Genomic DNA, 14,807 nt, shown 5'->3' on the forward strand with positions numbered 1-14,807 from the left:
TCAGGCCATCCGTTTCAGTTTGGGGTCGAGCGCGTCGCGCAGCCCGTCGCCGAGCAGGTTGATCGCAAGCACCGAGATCAGGATGGAGAGGCCCGGCATCGTGACGATCCACCATGCGCTGTCGATGTAATCGCGCGCCGACGCAAGCATCGCGCCCCACTCCGCCGACGGCGGCTGCACGCCGAGGCCGAGGAAGCCGAGCGCGGCGGCATCGAGAATCGCCGACGAAAAGCCTAGAGTGGCCTGCACGATCAGCGGCGCGGTGCAGTTCGGCAGCACCTGCGAGAACATCAGCCGCAACGTGCTCGCACCCGCCACGCGCGAAGCGGTCACATATTCCTTCTGCAACTCGCCCTGCGCGGACGCGCGCGTGAGACGCACATAGCCCGGCAGCGCGACGATCGCGATCGCGAGCATGGTGTTGACGAGACCCGGACCGATGATCGCGACCACCGCGACCGCGAGCAACAGCGACGGCAGCGCGAGCAGCACGTCCATGATGCGCATGATCGGCGTGTCGGCCCATTTCTCGAAGAACGCGGCGATGAGCCCGAGCACGATGCCCGGAATCAGCGCGAGCACCACCGACACGAAGCCGATCCAGAACGACAACCGCGCGCCGTACATCAGACGCGAGAGGATGTCGCGGCCCGCTTCGTCGGTGCCGAGAATGAACTTCCAGTTGCCGCCGTCGAGCCACGCGGGCGGAATCTTGACCGAATCGCGGTACTGCTCGATCGGGCTATGCGGCGCGATCAGCGGCGCGAAGATCGCGATGAAGATCAGCACCAGCACGATGATGCCCGCGCTGACCGCGCCGCGGTTGCGCGAGAAGTTCGCCCAGAATTCGCGTGCCGCGATGGCGCGGCCGCTCGGTGGGGTGACCGCCTGGGGGACGGTGTTTTGAATGTCAGCCATGGTCGTGATTACCTCGTATGGCGAATGCGCGGGTTGAGCACGCCGTACAGCAGATCGACGACGAGGTTCACGACGATCACCAGCGTCGCGATCAGCAGGATACCGCCCTGCACGACCGGATAATCGCGCCGGCCGATCGCATCGATCAGCCACTTGCCGATGCCCGGCCATGAAAACAGCGTTTCGGTCAGCACCGCGCCCGCAAGCAGCGTGCCGACCTGCAAACCAATTACGGTGACGACCGGAATCAGCGCATTGCGCAGCGCATGCACGACGATCACGCGTCCCGGCGACAGCCCCTTCGCGCGCGCGGTGCGGATGTAGTCCTCGCGGAGCACTTCGAGCATCGACGAGCGCGTCATGCGCGCGACGACCGCGAGCGGAATCGTGCCGAGCACGATCGCGGGGAGGATCAGGTGACTGAGCGCGGACGTGAACGCGCCTTCGTCGGTGGACATCAGCGAGTCGATCAGCATGAAGCCGGTCACGTGCGGGATGTCGTATTCGACCGCGATGCGGCCCGACACCGGCGTCAAGCCGAGCTTGACCGAGAACACCATGATGAGGATCAAGCCCCACCAGAAGATCGGCATCGAGTAGCCGGTCAGCGCGGTGCCCATCACGCCGTGATCGACCACCGTGCCGCGCCTCAGCGCCGCGAACACGCCCGCCGGCAGGCCGACGATCAGCGCGAACAGCATTGCGCAGAACGACAGTTCGACCGTGGCGGGAAAGCGCGCGAGGAATTCGCCCATCACGCTGGTGTTGGTGATGATCGAGGTGCCGAGGTTGCCGTGCAGGGCGCGGCCGATGTAGTGGAAGTACTGGATTGGCAGGGGCTCGTCGAGCCCGAGGCGGTGCATCGCGGCCGCATGCATGGCCGGATCGACGCCGCGCTCGCCCATCATCACTTCGATGGGGTCGCCCGGGATCAGGTGAATCAGCGCGAACGCGAGGATCGTGATGCCGATGAACGTCGGTATCACCATGCCGATGCGGCGCAAAACGAAGCGGAACATGGTTCGCTCCTATGGTACTGGTGATGAAAAAACGCAACCGGCGACGAGGGCTCGTGACCCCGGTCGCCGGACCATTTCGACCAGTTTTCTAACCGTGCGAAAAGCGTACTGTATTGCGGCGTACTGTGCGAACTTTACGAATTACTTGATGCTGACGCCGTCGAAGCGCGCGTAGCCAAGCGGTTCGATGCGCATGTCGACCACTTTCTTGCTGACCGGCTGATAGACGGTCGAGTGGGCGACCGGCGAGAACGGCAGTTCCTGCGCGAAGATATGCTGCGCGTCGCCGTAGATCTTCGTGCGCGCCGCCACGTCCGAGGTCGTGCGGCCCTTCTGGATCAGCTCGTCGAACGGCTTGTAGCACCACTTCGAGAAGTTGTTGCCGTTGACCGCCTCGCAACCGAGCAGCGTGCCGAGCCAGTTGTCCGGATCGCCGTTGTCGCCGGTCCAGCCGATCAGCATCGAGTCCTGTTCGCCCGCGTGCGCGCGCTTGATGTACTCACCCCACTCGTACGTGACGATCTTGGCTTTCACGCCGATCTTCGCCCAGTCCGCCTGGATCATTTCCGCCATCAGACGCGCGTTCGGGTTGTACGCGCGCTGCACGGGCATTGCCCACAGCGTGAGGTCGAAGCCGTTCGGGTAGCCCGCCTTCGCCAGCAGATCCTTCGCCTTGGCCGGATCGTACGAGGCGGCCGGCAGGTTCTTGACGAACGACCATTGCGTCGGCGGCATCGGGTTCGTCGCGAGCTGGCCCGCGCCCTGGTAGACCGAGTCGATGATCGCCTTCTTGTTGATCGCCATGTCGAGCGCCTGACGCACTTCGAGCTTGTCGACCGGCTTGTGCGTCACGTTGTAAGCGAGGTAGCCGAGGTTGAAGCCCGGCTGCGACGGCATGTCGATATTCGGCTCGGTCTTCAGCGGCGCGATGTCGGCCGGGCGCGGATAGCTCATCACCTGGCATTCGTCGCGCTTGATCTTCTGCACGCGCACGCCGGCGTCCGGCGTGATCGAGAAGATCAGCTTCGAGATCTTCACCGCGTTCGGCTTCCAGTATTCCGGATTGCCGTCGAAGCGGATCGTCGCGTCCTTCGTGTAGCTGCGGAAGATGAACGGACCGGTGCCGACCGGGAACTGATTGATGTCGGCGGCCTTGCCTGCCTTCAGCAGTTGATCCGCATATTCGGCCGACAGGATCGACGCGTATTCCATCGCCAGATTCTGGATGAACGGCGCGTTGACTTCTTTCAGCGTGAACTTGACCGTGTACGGGTCGACCTTCTCGACGCCCGTGATCAGCTTGTCGAGGCCCATGTCGGTGAAGTACGGGAACTGCACCGGATACGCCTTGCGGAACGGCTGGTTCGGGTCGAGCATGCGCTGGAACGAGAACACCACGTCGTCCGCGTTGAATTCGCGCGTCGGCTTGAAGAACGAGGTGGTCTGGAACTTCACGCCGTGACGCAGATGGAACGTATAGGTCTTGCCATCGGGCGACACGTCCCACTTCTCGGCGAGGCCGGGCTCGACCTTGGTGCCGCCGCGCTCGAATTCGACGAGGCGGTTATAGACGGTGAACGTGTTGGCCGTGAAGTCGACGCCCGTCGTGTATTGGGCCGGATCGAAACCCGCGGGACTGCCTTCCGAGCAGTAGACGAGGGTTTTGTTCGGAATCCCAGCGGCCTGCGCGCTCGTGACGCCAAGCAGGGATGCCGCTGCGGCTGCGACGAGCGTAGACACGCGCGCGACGCGCAACAGACTGTTTTGCTTCATGTTTCCTCCAGGTTCAGGGCCGGCTTGCGCCGGCGTAGCGGGATATTACTTGAGCTTGGGCCGGCCACCAAGCGGAGCAAAATCCCTCTGTTGACGATAGGAAACACTTCGTGCAAACGTTTTGCCGCGGTACTGTCGCGGGCCGGACGGCCCGTTCGAGCCGCCCGGCGACGAAAGCGGCGCAAAAAGCGCGCCGCGTCCGCTTACTTCACCCCGACCTCCAGGAATTGCGTCGGTCCGAACGGATCGATCTTGAAGCCCGTCACGTTCTTGCTGATCGGCTGATACACGGTCGAATGCGCGATCGGCGTGAACGGCACCTGGTCCTTGAAGATTTCCTGAGCCTGAGTGTAGGCCTTCAGCCGATCGGGCATCCTGGTGGTGCTGCGGCCCTGCTTGATCAGATCGTCGTAAGGCTTGTAGCACCACTTCGAGAAGTTGCTGCCGTTGACCGCGTCGCAGCCGAGCAACACGCCGAGCCAGTTGTCGGGGTCGCCGTAGTCACCCGTCCATCCGATCAGCATCGCCTGATGCTCGCCGGCGTGCGCGCGGCGGATGTACTCGCCCCACTCGTACGTGGCGATATTCACCTTGACGCCGATCTTCGCCCAGTCAGACTGCAGCATTTCGGCCATCAGGCGCGCGTTCGGGTTATACGGGCGCTGCACCGGCATCGCCCACAGCGTCAGCTCGAAGCCGTCGGGGTAGCCGGCCTCCTTCAGCAGCGCTTTCGCTTTGTCGACGTCGTACGGCGCGTCCTTCAGGCTCTTGTCGTAGCCCCATTGCGTCGGCGGCATCGGGTTGGTCGCGAGCTGGCCCGCACCCTGGTAGACCGCTTCGATGATCGCCTTCTTGTTGACCGACATGTCGAGCGCGCGGCGCACGAGCACGTTGTCGAGCGGCTTTTTGCTCGTGTTGTACGCGATATAGCCGAGGTTGAAGCCCACTTCGCTCGGCATCGCGAGCGAGCCATCGGCCTTCACGGTCGGAATGTCGGCCGGGCGCGGATACGACATCACCTGACATTCGCCGCGCTTCAGCTTTTGCAGGCGCACGGCCGGATCGACGGTGATCGCGAAGATCAGCTTGCCGACCTTCGCGACGCCCGGCTTCCAGTAGTCGGGATTGCCGTCGAAGCGGATCGTGTCGTCCTTCGTATAGCTGCGGAAGATGAACGGACCGGTGCCGACCGGGTACTGGTTGATGTCGGACGCCTTGCCCGCCTTCAGCAGCTGATCCGTGTATTCAGCCGACAGGATCGATGCGAACGGCATTGCGATCTGCTGCAGGAACGGCGCGTCGACTTCCTTCAGCGTGAAGCGCACCGTGTACGGATCGACCTTCTCGATTTTGGCGATGTTCTTCGCGAGACCGAGGTCGTTGAAGTACGGAAAATTGACCGGATACGCCTTGCGGAACGGATTCTCGGGATCGAGCATGCGCTCGAAGGTGAACACGACGTCGTCCGCGTTGAATTCGCGGGTCGGCTTGAAATACGACGTGGTCTGGAATTTGACGCCGCGGCGCAGATGGAACGTATAGGTGAGGCCGTCGGGCGACACGTCCCACTTTTCGGCGAGTCCCGGTTCGATGTCCGTGCTGCCATGCGCAAATTCGACCAGCCGGTTATAGACCGTGTACGAGCCGGCGCTGAACTCGACGCTGGTCGTGTATTGCGCGGTATCGAAGCCCGCCGGGCTGCCTTCGGAGCAGAAAATCAGCGTCTTGTCGGGCAGCGAGGCCGCCTGCGACGCGGCGGGCGCGAGGCCGCTGGTGGCGACCGCGAGCGCGGCGAGAGCCGGCAGGCAGAACTGGTGAAGCGCGAACAGTCGGTGTGCCGCAGTCATTCTTGTCACTGTCATATCGTCCTCCGCACAGCAGCCGGGGTAGCTGCTTTTCGATGATAGACAGCCCAAAAATGAGCTTCAACAGGGACTTACCACGCTATTTGGGACAAATTCGAGACCCACGCCGGACTGGCGGGGACCGCGCGGCCGTTGCAGCCGCGCGGGCATGGCCATTAAACGGCGAGCCGTTCGCAGATCGCCTTGGTCGAGGTGGCCGCGTTCAGCGTATAGAAGTGCAGACCCGGCACCTTCGCGTCGACGAGCCGTTGACACAGATCCGTCACCACGTCGAGCCCGAACGCGCGGATCGACTCGCGGTCGTCGCCGAAGCTCTCGAGCCGGCGCGCGATCCAGCGCGGCACTTCGGCGCCGCACATTTCGGAGAAGCGCATCAGCTGCGAGAAGTTCGTGATCGGCATGATGCCAGGCACGATCGGCACGTCGACGCCGAGCTGGCGCGCATCGTCGACGAAACGGAAGTACGCGTCCGCGTTGAAGAAGTACTGCGTGATCGCCGAGTTCGCGCCGGCTTTCACCTTGCGTGCGAAATTCTCCAGATCGTGACGCGGCGAACGCGACTGCGGATGGTATTCCGGATAGCCGGCCACCTCGATCCAGAACCAGTCGCCGAACTCGGCGCGGATGAAGCTGACGAGCTCCGACGCATAGCGCAGCTCGCCGACCGCGCCCATGCCCGAGGGCAGATCGCCGCGCAGCGCGACGATATGGCGGATGCCGTGCGCGCGGTACTCGTTAAGAATCGCGCGCAGGCTTTCCTTCGACGAGCCGATGCACGACAGGTGCGGCGCCGCCTCGAGCCCTTCCTTCGCCATGTCGATGACGGTATCGAGCGTGCCTTGCTGGGTCGAGCCGCCGGCGCCGAACGTGACGGACACGAACTTCGGCTTGAGCGACACGAGTTGCGCGCGGGTCGCGCGCAGTTTGTCGATGCCTTCCTGCGTTTTCGGCGGGAAGAATTCGAATGAGAGTTCGATCGGATTCATAGTCAATAAGGTCAACCGAGACTGCGGTTGCCGAAAATGAGCGCGGACAGTAGCCACGACACGATGCTGTACAGGATCGAGCCGAAGAACGCCGACCAGAAGCCCGACACCTCGAAGCCCTTCAACAGCGACGAGGCCAGCCAGAAGCACAGCGCATTGACGACCAGAATGAAGAGTCCGAGCGTGAGGATCGTGACGGGCAGCGTCAGCAGGATCAGTACCGGCCGAATCACCGCATTGATGAGACCGAGCACGATAGCGACGATCAGCGCGGTGCCGAAGCTACGGATGTGGATCGACGGAACGATGTAGGTGATGATCAGCAGCGCGAGCGCGTTGATGAGCCAGGTCAGCAGCACGGTCATGTTAGAACTCCTTGTAAGCACCTGTGCGGGGAAGATGTCCAGCAAATGAAAAGCGGCGCTGGCGAACAAAGCGGCGCATTGCGCGCCGCCCCGAGATCAGACCGTCAAACTTTTCACCGCCGTCCGCTTGGCCGGGCGCGCGAAGCGCGCCTCGAACCCGCGGGCGGCCGCCTACTTAGTAGCGATAGTGGTTCGGCTTGAACGGACCGTTCTTGTCGACGCCGATGTAGCCGGCCTGCGCGTCGGACAGCACGGTCAGGTTCGCGCCGATGCGCGCCAGGTGCAAACGCGCGACCTTCTCGTCGAGATGCTTCGGCAGCACGTACACCTTGTTCTCGTACTTCGCGCCCTGCGTGAACAGTTCGATCTGCGCGAGCGTCTGGTTCGTGAACGAGTTCGACATCACGAACGACGGGTGGCCCGTCGCGCAGCCGAGGTTCACGAGACGGCCTTCGGCCAGCAGGATCACGCGCTTGCCGTCCGGGAAAATGATGTGGTCGACTTGCGGCTTGATGTTTTCCCACTGGTACTGACGGGTCGACGCGACGTCGATTTCCGAGTCGAAGTGGCCGATGTTGCAGACGATCGCGTTGTGACGCATCGCCTTCATGTGATCGTGGTTGATCACGTGGTAGTTGCCGGTCGCGGTCACGAAGATGTCGGCTTTATCCGCCGCGTATTCCATCGTCACGACGCGGTAGCCTTCCATCGCCGCTTGCAATGCGCAGATCGGATCGATTTCGGTGACCCACACGGTCGCGCCCAGACCGCGCAGCGATTGCGCGCAGCCCTTGCCCACGTCGCCGTAACCGGCCACGACCGCGATCTTGCCCGCGATCATCACGTCGGTCGCGCGCTTGATGCCGTCGACGAGCGACTCGCGGCAGCCGTACAGGTTGTCGAACTTCGACTTCGTGACCGAGTCGTTGACGTTGATGGCCGGGAACGGCAGACGGCCTTCCTTTTCCATCTGGTACAGACGATGCACGCCGGTGGTGGTTTCTTCGGTGACGCCCTTGATCGCCGCGAGGCGCTTCGAATACCACGTCGGGTCGATCTCGAGGTGCGCGGCGATCGACTTGTACAGCGCGATCTCTTCCTCGTTGGTCGGCTTGGCGATCACCGAGCGGTCTTTTTCGGCCTTCGAGCCGAGGATCAGCAGCAGCGTTGCGTCGCCGCCGTCGTCGAGAATCATGTTGGCGAACTCGCCGTTCGGCCATTCGAAGATGCGGTGCGAGAACTCCCAGTATTCGTCGAGCGATTCGCCCTTGAACGCGAACACCGGCGTGCCGGCCTGCGCGATCGCGGCAGCGGCATGGTCCTGGGTCGAGAAGATGTTGCACGAGGCCCAGCGCACGTCGGCGCCGAGCGCGGTCAGTGTCTCGATCAGCACGCCGGTCTGGATCGTCATGTGCAGCGAGCCGGCGACGCGCGCGCCCTTCAGCGGCTGCTGCGCCTTGTACTCTTCACGCGTTTGCATGAGGCCGGGCATTTCGGTCTCGGCGATCGTGAGTTCCTTGCGGCCCCAAGCGGCGAGCGACATGTCGGCAACAACGTAATCCTGCTTTTGGGAATCGATGACTGCGGCGTTCATCACGCCCTCCTTTCTAAGAAATTGACTAGAAATGTGACGTGAGCGCGGTTTGAGGCAACGCACGGATTCGCGTGATGCGCATTCCATGCTGCCGATTGAAGCCTTCGAGCCTGGCGGGCGGCCGGCGAATGCGGATTCGCGGTACCCGTCGCAACGCTCCTCGAAGACGAACGGCGATTGTAGCAAATCGAGATGACTTCGGCGTGCGCGGCATGGCGTGGCGCGCTGGTTCAGATCGGCAGCAGTCCCAGCATCGGCGCGAGCAGCACCATCGCGACGCCGGCGATCATCATCGTCAGGCTGGACACCACGCCCTCCTCGCTGCCGATCTCGCGTGCCTTGGCGGTGCCGACGCCGTGCGCGGCCGCGCCGAACAGCGCGCCGCGCGCGAGCCGCGTGCGCAGCGGCATGAACGCGAGCACGAGTTCGCCGAACAGCATGCCGCAGACGCCCGTCGCGATCACGAACAGCGCGCTCAGGTCCTTCGGCGCGTGAATCCGGTCGGACACGGCGAGCGCGAACGGCGTCGACACCGAGCGCGTCATCAGGCTGCGCTGCAATTCCGGCGACAGATGCAGCAGCTTCGCGAGCATCAGAGAGCCGCCGACGCCGACCAGAATGCCCACCGTCACGCCGACGGACAGCGAGATCCAGTGGCGCTTCAGCAGTGCGCGGTACTCGTAGATCGGCACGGCGAACGCGACCGTCGCGGGGCCGAGCAGCCACATCAGCCAGCGCGTGTCCTCGAAGTACAGCGAATACGGAATGTGCGCGAGCGCGACGATCGCAACGAGCGCGGCCGGCACGGTCAGCATCGGCGTGAGCCACGGCGAGCGCACGCGCGCATACAACGCCTTCGACGCGAAATACAGCGCGATCGTCAGCACGAGGCAGCCTGCCGCGATCAGGCGAGAGGCGTCGTCGGCCAGCAGCGAAGCGAAAAAGTGCGGGTTCATCGGCGCTCGCGTGACAGACTGCCTGCCTCGCGCGCAACCCGCACCCGGCGCAGCGAAACGTCGTTCGACGCGCGCGGCCTGATCGACGGCGAACGCCACCGCGACCATCACCATCAGCGTGCCGGCGATCACGACCAGCGCGAGGCGCCAGCCGTCCGCGCGGAACAGGCCGCCGTATTGCACAGCGGCGACCGCGGCCGGAATGAAGAACAGCAGCATGTCGGACAGCAGCCAGTCCGCGCCGGCCTTGACCCAGCGCGGCGCGACGCCGCCGCAGAACAGCAGCGCGAGCAGCACGACAAGGCCGAGCACGCCGCCCGGCACCGGCAGATGCAGCCGGCGCGCGATGAAATCTGCGACCATCCACAGCACGGCGATCGCGGCGCTTTGCACGGCGATGCGTGCAACCCGGCCGAAGCCACCCGCGCCGCCGCTCGAACCGCCATCGGCGGGAGGCACGGAACGGGCGAAAACTGGGGTGGACATGGCATTCCCTGGCTGAGTCGGAAGGCATTCAGTATGGGGCGCATCGCGCCATAAACAAAATGACTTACAATCATCGGAACCATTCCAAACTGGAATTCTGGAGGCCGCGATCATGGAACTCCGCGCGCTGCGCTATTTCGTCGAAGTAGTCCGTCAACAGAGCTTCACGGTCGCCGCCGAGCAGATGTTCGTCACGCAGCCGACCATCAGCAAGATGGTCAAGTCGCTGGAAGATGAAATCGGCTCGCCGCTGCTGCTGCGCGACGGCCGTCAGATGGTGCTGACCGACGTCGGCCGGATCGTCTATCAGCGCGGCCAGGACGTGCTCGCCGCGCACGCGCAACTGCAGGCCGAACTGAACGATCTCGACACCCTTGGGCGCGGTGAACTCGCAATCGGCATCCCGCCGATGGGCGGCGAGCTCTTCACCCCCGCAATCGCCGCGTTCCGCCAGCGCTATCCGAAGATCGAACTGAAGCTGTTCGAGCAGGGCTCGCGCGCGATCGAAGCCGCGCTGATCAACGGCGAGCTGGAACTCGGCGGGGTGCTGCAGCCGGTCGATCCCGACAACATCGACGTGCTGCCAATGTCGCGCCAGTTGCTGTGGCTCGTCGCGCGCACCGGCTCGCGCTGGGATGCGTTGAACGAGGTGCCGCTCGCGCAGCTCGCGAACGAGCCGTTCGTGTTTTACGGCGAGAGCCTCGCGTTGAACGACGTCGTGCTGAACGCGTGCCGCGCGGCGGGGTTTGCGCCGGCTATCGTCGGGCGTAGCGGGCATTGGGACTTCATGGCGGCGCTGGTGCTGGCCGGCGTCGGCATCGCGCTGCTGCCGGCGCCCTATTGCCGCCGGCTCGACCCCGCGCAGTTCACCTGCCGCCCGGTCGTCGAACCGGAGATCCCGTGGGAAATGGCGATCGGCTGGCGCCGCAACGGCTATCTGTCGCACGCGGCGCGCGCATGGCTCGACGTCGCCCGCGAGACGCTCCCGACGCACGTCAGCGACGATTTCATGCTCGGACCGGGAATCGGCTTCAACGGAATCGCAGCGCCGGACGAAGCTTAGCTACCCGCGCACGAGTGACGCGCGGCGGGCGGTTGCATTGCGCCGCCGCGTTTCTCGAATCCGTCGTCAGCGGCGATCAAACCGCCTGCGCCGACAACCCCGCTCCCTGTCGCCGGCTCGCCGCGATCAGCTCCGCCGCCCGTTCGCCGATCATCACCGTCGGCGAATTGGTGTTGCCGCCTATCAGTGTCGGCATCACCGACGCATCGACGATCCTCAACCCCGTTACGCCGCGCACGCGCAATTGCGGATCGACGACCGAGCGCGCGTCGCCGCCCATCCGGCAGGTCGCGACCGGGTGATAGATCGTGTCCGCGCGCTCGGCGATCGTCTGGCGCAGTTCGGCGTCCGATTGCCCCGGCCGCGTGTACAACTCCTCGCCGCCATGAAGCGCGAGCGACGGCGCGTCGAGAATGCGCCGCGCGATCTTCGCGCCCTCGACGAGCAGATCGAGGTCGCGCGCATCGCTCAGAAAGCGCGGATCGATCAGCGGCGCGACACGCGCATCGGCGCTCGCGAGCGTCACGGAGCCGCGGCTATGCGGACGCAGCACGCACACGTGCAGCGAATAGCCGTGGCCCCAGTGCATATTGCGGTTGTGATCGTCGACGATCGCCGCGCAGAAATGCAATTGCAGGTCGGGCCGCTCGAGCGTCGGCCGGGTCTTCAGAAACCCGCCCGCCTCGGCGACGTTGCTCGACAGCATGCCGCGCTCGTGCCGCATGAACGTGACGAATTGCGGCAGCATCCGCGCGATGCCGCGCACCGAGAAACCGACCGGCTCGATCGACCTCACCCGCTTGTTGATCGTGAAATCGATGTGATCGGTCAGGTTCTGGCCGACTTCGGGTGCATCGTGCAGCACGTCGATGCCGAGCGAGCGCAAATGCGCGGCCGGCCCGATACCCGAGCACATCAGTAGTTGCGGCGAGTTGAACGCGCCCGCGGCGAGCACGACCTCGGCACGCGCGGCGAGCGTTTCGATCCGGCCGCCGCGCGCGATCTCGACTCCGCTCGCGTGCTTGCCGTCGAACACGACGCGCAGCACGGTTGCATCGGCGATCGCGTGCAGGTTCGCGCGCGGCCGGTCGTAGATATACGCGCGCGCAACGCTGCAGCGGCGTCCGTCGCGCTGCGTGACCTGATAGAAACCGATGCCTTCCTGGTCCGCGCCGTTGAAATCGTCGTTCGCCTTGTAGCTCGCTTCGAGCGCGGCCTGCACGAAGCGCTTTGAAAACGGGTTCTTGAAGCGCAGATCGGACACCGTCAGCGGACCGGCCTCGCCATGCCACGCATCGGCGCCGCGCTCGTTGTCTTCGGCGCGGCGGAAATACGGCAGCACCTCGGCCCACGACCAGCCGTCGCAGCCGAGCCGCGCCCACTCGTCGTAATCGAGCGGATGGCCGCGCGTATAGATCATCGCGTTGATCGCGCTCGATCCGCCGAAACCGCGGCCGCGCGGCTGATAGCCCTGGCGACCGGCGAGCCCCGGCTGCGGCGTGGTCAGGTAGCCGTAGTTGGTCTTCAGCCGGTTCGGCACCACGGCCGCGACGCCGACCGGCATGTTCACCAGCAGATTGCGCTCGGTATGCGGACCGGCTTCGATCAACGCGATGGTCGCGTCGGGACAGCTATCCGCGAGACGGCTCGCGAGCGCGCAGCCACCCGAGCCCGCACCGACGATGATGTAGTCGTATTGCATGCGCTCCTCCTGATGGGCCGCGTTGCTCGCGGACCCTGTCTCGTGCACACTTGTCTACGTGTGCTTTATGCGCATTGTAGGGAGCGTATTGGGGCTGCGGCGGCTTACTGACAGAACGATTCCTCTAAACGCCGGCGGCATCGCGCCCCTATGATGAAAGGCGCGCACGGGCCGCGCGTGGCACGCAAACACGGCGCGGCGCGCGCCTTTCTCCCCCCATCCGGCATCACGCGCGGCGCCCGAACAAATGCGTCGAAACACATCGCGGATGCCGTCGGCAAAGCGGCGCACAATAGCGAAAGCACGGAGACAGCAGATGGAACGGCACGGCTTCGGCCAGACTCACGAGGTGACGAATCAGGCGCCGGCGCTCGCGGACTACAACCTGTTCGCGAGCGACGCCGCCTTGAGCGCGGCCGTCGATCGCGACGGCGCGCGCTGGCATCGCGAGGCGCTGCTGCGACACGGCGCGGCGCTGACGACGCCCGACACGCTCGCGCTCGCCGAGCTCGCCAACCGCCATACGCCGGAGCTGGTCACGCATAGTCCGCGCGGCGAGCGCATCGACGCGCTCGAGTTTCATCCCGCGTGGCACGAACTGCTCGTGCTGCTGCGCCGCGAAGGACTGCACGCGCTGCCGTTTTCCGATCCCCGAAGCGGCGCGATGGCCGCGCGCTGCGCCGGCTACTTCATGCATGCGCAGATCGAATCCGGCTCGCTGTGTCCGCTGACGATGACCTTCGCGAGCATTCCGGTGTTGCAGCGCGAGTCCGCGTTGTTCGACACACTGCGCGAGCAGTTGTACACGCGCGAGCACGATCCGCGCGACGTGCCGCTCACGCAGAAACGCTCGATGATGATCGGCATGGGCATGACCGAGAAACAGGGCGGCTCCGACGTGCGCAGCAACCAGACGCGAGCGCATCCGCTCGACGGTGCCGGCGGGCGCGGCGGCGCCTACGGGCTCATCGGTCATAAGTGGTTTTTCTCCGCGCCGCAATGCGACGCGCATCTGGTGCTCGCGCGTACGGACACGCACGAAGGACTGTCGTGCTTCTTCGTGCCGCGCTTCGCGCCGGACGGCAGCAAGAACGCGGTGCAGATCCAGCGCCTGAAGGACAAGCTCGGCAACCGCTCCAACGCAAGCAGCGAAGTCGAATTTCTCGACGCATACGGCGTGATGATCGGCGACGAAGGACGCGGCGTGCCGACCATCATCGAGATGGCGAACTACACGCGGCTCGATTGCGTGATCGGCAGCGCCGCGCTGATGCGCGCCGCGCTCGTGCAGGCGATCCATCATGCGCGGCATCGCAGCGCGTTCGGCCGGCAGCTTGCCGAGCAGCCGCTGATGCGCAACGTGCTTGCCGATCTCGCGCTCGAATCGGAAGCGGCGACGGTGCTGTTCATGCGTCTCGCGCGCGCCTTCGAGGAATCCGCCGACGCGTCGTCGGCTTCATCGGCCGAACGCGCGTGGCGGCGCATCGTTACGCCGGCCGCGAAGTACTGGGTCTGCAAGCGCGCGCTCGAATTCACCGGTGAGGCGATGGAAGTGTGGGGCGGCAACGGCTACGTCGAAACCGGGCCGATGGCGCGCTTCTATCGCGAGGCGCCGGTCAACTCGATCTGGGAAGGCTCGGGCAACGTGATGTGCCTCGACGTGCTGCGCGCGATGGAGCGCGAGCCGCAAGCCGCGCAAGCGCTGTTCGCCGCCTGGCACGACGTCGCGCGCGCGCATCCGGCGTTGGGGGCGGCGCTCGCGCGTCTGACCGCAACGCTGAACGGGCCAGCCGAACAGCGCGAGGCGTCGGCACGACGTATCGCGCAGCAGATCGTGCTGCTCGCCCAGGCGACGCTGCTCGCCCAGCACGCGCCCGCGGCGGTCGCCGACGCGTTCATCGCGACGCGTGTCGCCGACGGCTGTGGCGAAAGCGGCCGTGTGTACGGCACGCTGCCGGCCACGTTCGATCACGCGGCGATCATCGAGCGCGCCTTTCCCGCTTAAGCGCGGCGGGGCACGCTAACTCCGGGCGCTCCGCTCGCAATACCGACGCCAAGCTCAATCCAATAAGCGCGCTCG

11 protein-coding genes, 1 pseudogene and 1 riboswitch are annotated in these 14,807 nt (G+C 65.0%); of the genes and pseudogenes, 2 read left to right on the forward strand and 10 right to left on the reverse strand.

Translation table 11 applies throughout. From position 1 onward, the window contains the following. The 9 genes and pseudogenes from AB3X86_RS32935 to AB3X86_RS32975 all read right to left on the reverse strand — a co-directional run bounded on the left by AB3X86_RS32935 (nucleotide 1) and on the right by AB3X86_RS32975 (nucleotide 9,962). Complete coding sequence (locus AB3X86_RS32935; RefSeq protein WP_368599189.1) at nucleotides 1–918, reverse strand: ABC transporter permease subunit; 918 nt, start codon at nucleotides 916–918, stop codon at nucleotides 1–3. Between the two features lie 8 nt (nucleotides 919–926). Next, nucleotides 927–1,937 carry an ABC transporter permease subunit gene (locus AB3X86_RS32940; RefSeq protein WP_176110037.1) on the reverse strand — a complete coding sequence of 337 codons (1,011 nt, stop codon included), beginning with the start codon at nucleotides 1,935–1,937 and terminating at the stop codon, nucleotides 927–929. Between the two features lie 141 nt (nucleotides 1,938–2,078). Then, nucleotides 2,079–3,710, reverse strand: a complete 1,632-nt coding sequence (locus AB3X86_RS32945; protein WP_368599190.1) for an ABC transporter substrate-binding protein — start codon at nucleotides 3,708–3,710, stop codon at nucleotides 2,079–2,081. Nucleotides 3,711–3,913: 203 nt separating this feature from the next. Continuing rightward, nucleotides 3,914–5,557, reverse strand: a complete 1,644-nt coding sequence (locus AB3X86_RS32950) for an ABC transporter substrate-binding protein (protein WP_368599200.1) — start codon at nucleotides 5,555–5,557, stop codon at nucleotides 3,914–3,916. A gap of 173 nt (nucleotides 5,558–5,730) precedes the next feature. Further along, complete coding sequence (gene metF / locus AB3X86_RS32955; protein ID WP_176110677.1) at nucleotides 5,731–6,561, reverse strand: methylenetetrahydrofolate reductase [NAD(P)H]; 831 nt, start codon at nucleotides 6,559–6,561, stop codon at nucleotides 5,731–5,733. 11 nt (nucleotides 6,562–6,572) lie between these two features. Next, the gene (locus tag AB3X86_RS32960) at nucleotides 6,573–6,926 is read right to left on the reverse strand and encodes a phage holin family protein (RefSeq protein WP_018432546.1); all 354 of its coding nucleotides are present in this window, start codon (nucleotides 6,924–6,926) and stop codon (nucleotides 6,573–6,575) included. Nucleotides 6,927–7,101: 175 nt separating this feature from the next. After that, nucleotides 7,102–8,520 (reverse strand): adenosylhomocysteinase, encoded by a 1,419-nt coding sequence (gene ahcY, locus AB3X86_RS32965; protein WP_176110035.1) that lies wholly within the window; start codon nucleotides 8,518–8,520, stop codon nucleotides 7,102–7,104. Nucleotides 8,521–8,553: 33 nt separating this feature from the next. Then, nucleotides 8,554–8,688, reverse strand: a riboswitch (S-adenosyl-L-homocysteine riboswitch). A 62-nt stretch (nucleotides 8,689–8,750) separates the two neighbouring features. Then, nucleotides 8,751–9,476 carry an LrgB family protein gene (locus AB3X86_RS32970; RefSeq protein WP_176367737.1) on the reverse strand — a complete coding sequence of 242 codons (726 nt, stop codon included), beginning with the start codon at nucleotides 9,474–9,476 and terminating at the stop codon, nucleotides 8,751–8,753. Further along, a pseudogene (locus tag AB3X86_RS32975) lies at nucleotides 9,473–9,962 on the reverse strand (CidA/LrgA family protein). Before AB3X86_RS32975 ends, AB3X86_RS32970 begins: the two are co-directional and overlap by 4 nt. A gap of 112 nt (nucleotides 9,963–10,074) precedes the next feature. Here AB3X86_RS32975 and AB3X86_RS32980 point away from each other — a divergent pair. Beyond that, nucleotides 10,075–11,025, forward strand: coding sequence for a LysR family transcriptional regulator (locus AB3X86_RS32980; protein ID WP_176110032.1), 951 nt, complete (start codon nucleotides 10,075–10,077; stop codon nucleotides 11,023–11,025). 76 nt (nucleotides 11,026–11,101) lie between these two features. Here AB3X86_RS32980 and AB3X86_RS32985 read toward each other — a convergent pair whose 3' ends face one another. Next, nucleotides 11,102–12,727 (reverse strand): GMC family oxidoreductase, encoded by a 1,626-nt coding sequence (locus AB3X86_RS32985; RefSeq protein ID WP_368599191.1) that lies wholly within the window; start codon nucleotides 12,725–12,727, stop codon nucleotides 11,102–11,104. Between the two features lie 316 nt (nucleotides 12,728–13,043). Here AB3X86_RS32985 and AB3X86_RS32990 point away from each other — a divergent pair, with 316 nt between their 5' ends. After that, complete coding sequence (locus AB3X86_RS32990; RefSeq protein ID WP_368599192.1) at nucleotides 13,044–14,732, forward strand: isovaleryl-CoA dehydrogenase; 1,689 nt, start codon at nucleotides 13,044–13,046, stop codon at nucleotides 14,730–14,732. Nucleotides 14,733–14,807: the final 75 nt, after the last annotated feature.

The sequence above is a fragment of the Paraburkholderia sp. BR14374 genome, from assembly GCF_040948685.1.
GTDB lineage: Bacteria > Pseudomonadota > Gammaproteobacteria > Burkholderiales > Burkholderiaceae > Paraburkholderia > Paraburkholderia youngii.

What these genes read in the sequence shown, in the direction of transcription:
- AB3X86_RS32970 (WP_176367737.1), bottom strand. Translation starts at nt 9,476, where the DNA reads ATGAACCCGCACTTTTTCGCTTCGCTGCTGGCCGACGACGCCTCTCGC.
- metF (WP_176110677.1), bottom strand. Translation starts at nt 6,561, where the DNA reads ATGAATCCGATCGAACTCTCATTCGAATTCTTCCCGCCGAAAACGCAG.
- ahcY (WP_176110035.1), bottom strand. Translation starts at nt 8,520, where the DNA reads ATGAACGCCGCAGTCATCGATTCCCAAAAGCAGGATTACGTTGTTGCC.
- AB3X86_RS32960 (WP_018432546.1), bottom strand. Translation starts at nt 6,926, where the DNA reads ATGACCGTGCTGCTGACCTGGCTCATCAACGCGCTCGCGCTGCTGATC.
- AB3X86_RS32980 (WP_176110032.1), top strand. Translation starts at nt 10,075, where the DNA reads ATGGAACTCCGCGCGCTGCGCTATTTCGTCGAAGTAGTCCGTCAACAG.
- AB3X86_RS32950 (WP_368599200.1), bottom strand. Translation starts at nt 5,557, where the DNA reads ATGACTGCGGCACACCGACTGTTCGCGCTTCACCAGTTCTGCCTGCCG.
- AB3X86_RS32985 (WP_368599191.1), bottom strand. Translation starts at nt 12,727, where the DNA reads ATGCAATACGACTACATCATCGTCGGTGCGGGCTCGGGTGGCTGCGCG.
- AB3X86_RS32940 (WP_176110037.1), bottom strand. Translation starts at nt 1,937, where the DNA reads ATGTTCCGCTTCGTTTTGCGCCGCATCGGCATGGTGATACCGACGTTC.
- AB3X86_RS32990 (WP_368599192.1), top strand. Translation starts at nt 13,044, where the DNA reads ATGGAACGGCACGGCTTCGGCCAGACTCACGAGGTGACGAATCAGGCG.
- AB3X86_RS32935 (WP_368599189.1), bottom strand. Translation starts at nt 918, where the DNA reads ATGGCTGACATTCAAAACACCGTCCCCCAGGCGGTCACCCCACCGAGC.
- AB3X86_RS32945 (WP_368599190.1), bottom strand. Translation starts at nt 3,710, where the DNA reads ATGAAGCAAAACAGTCTGTTGCGCGTCGCGCGCGTGTCTACGCTCGTC.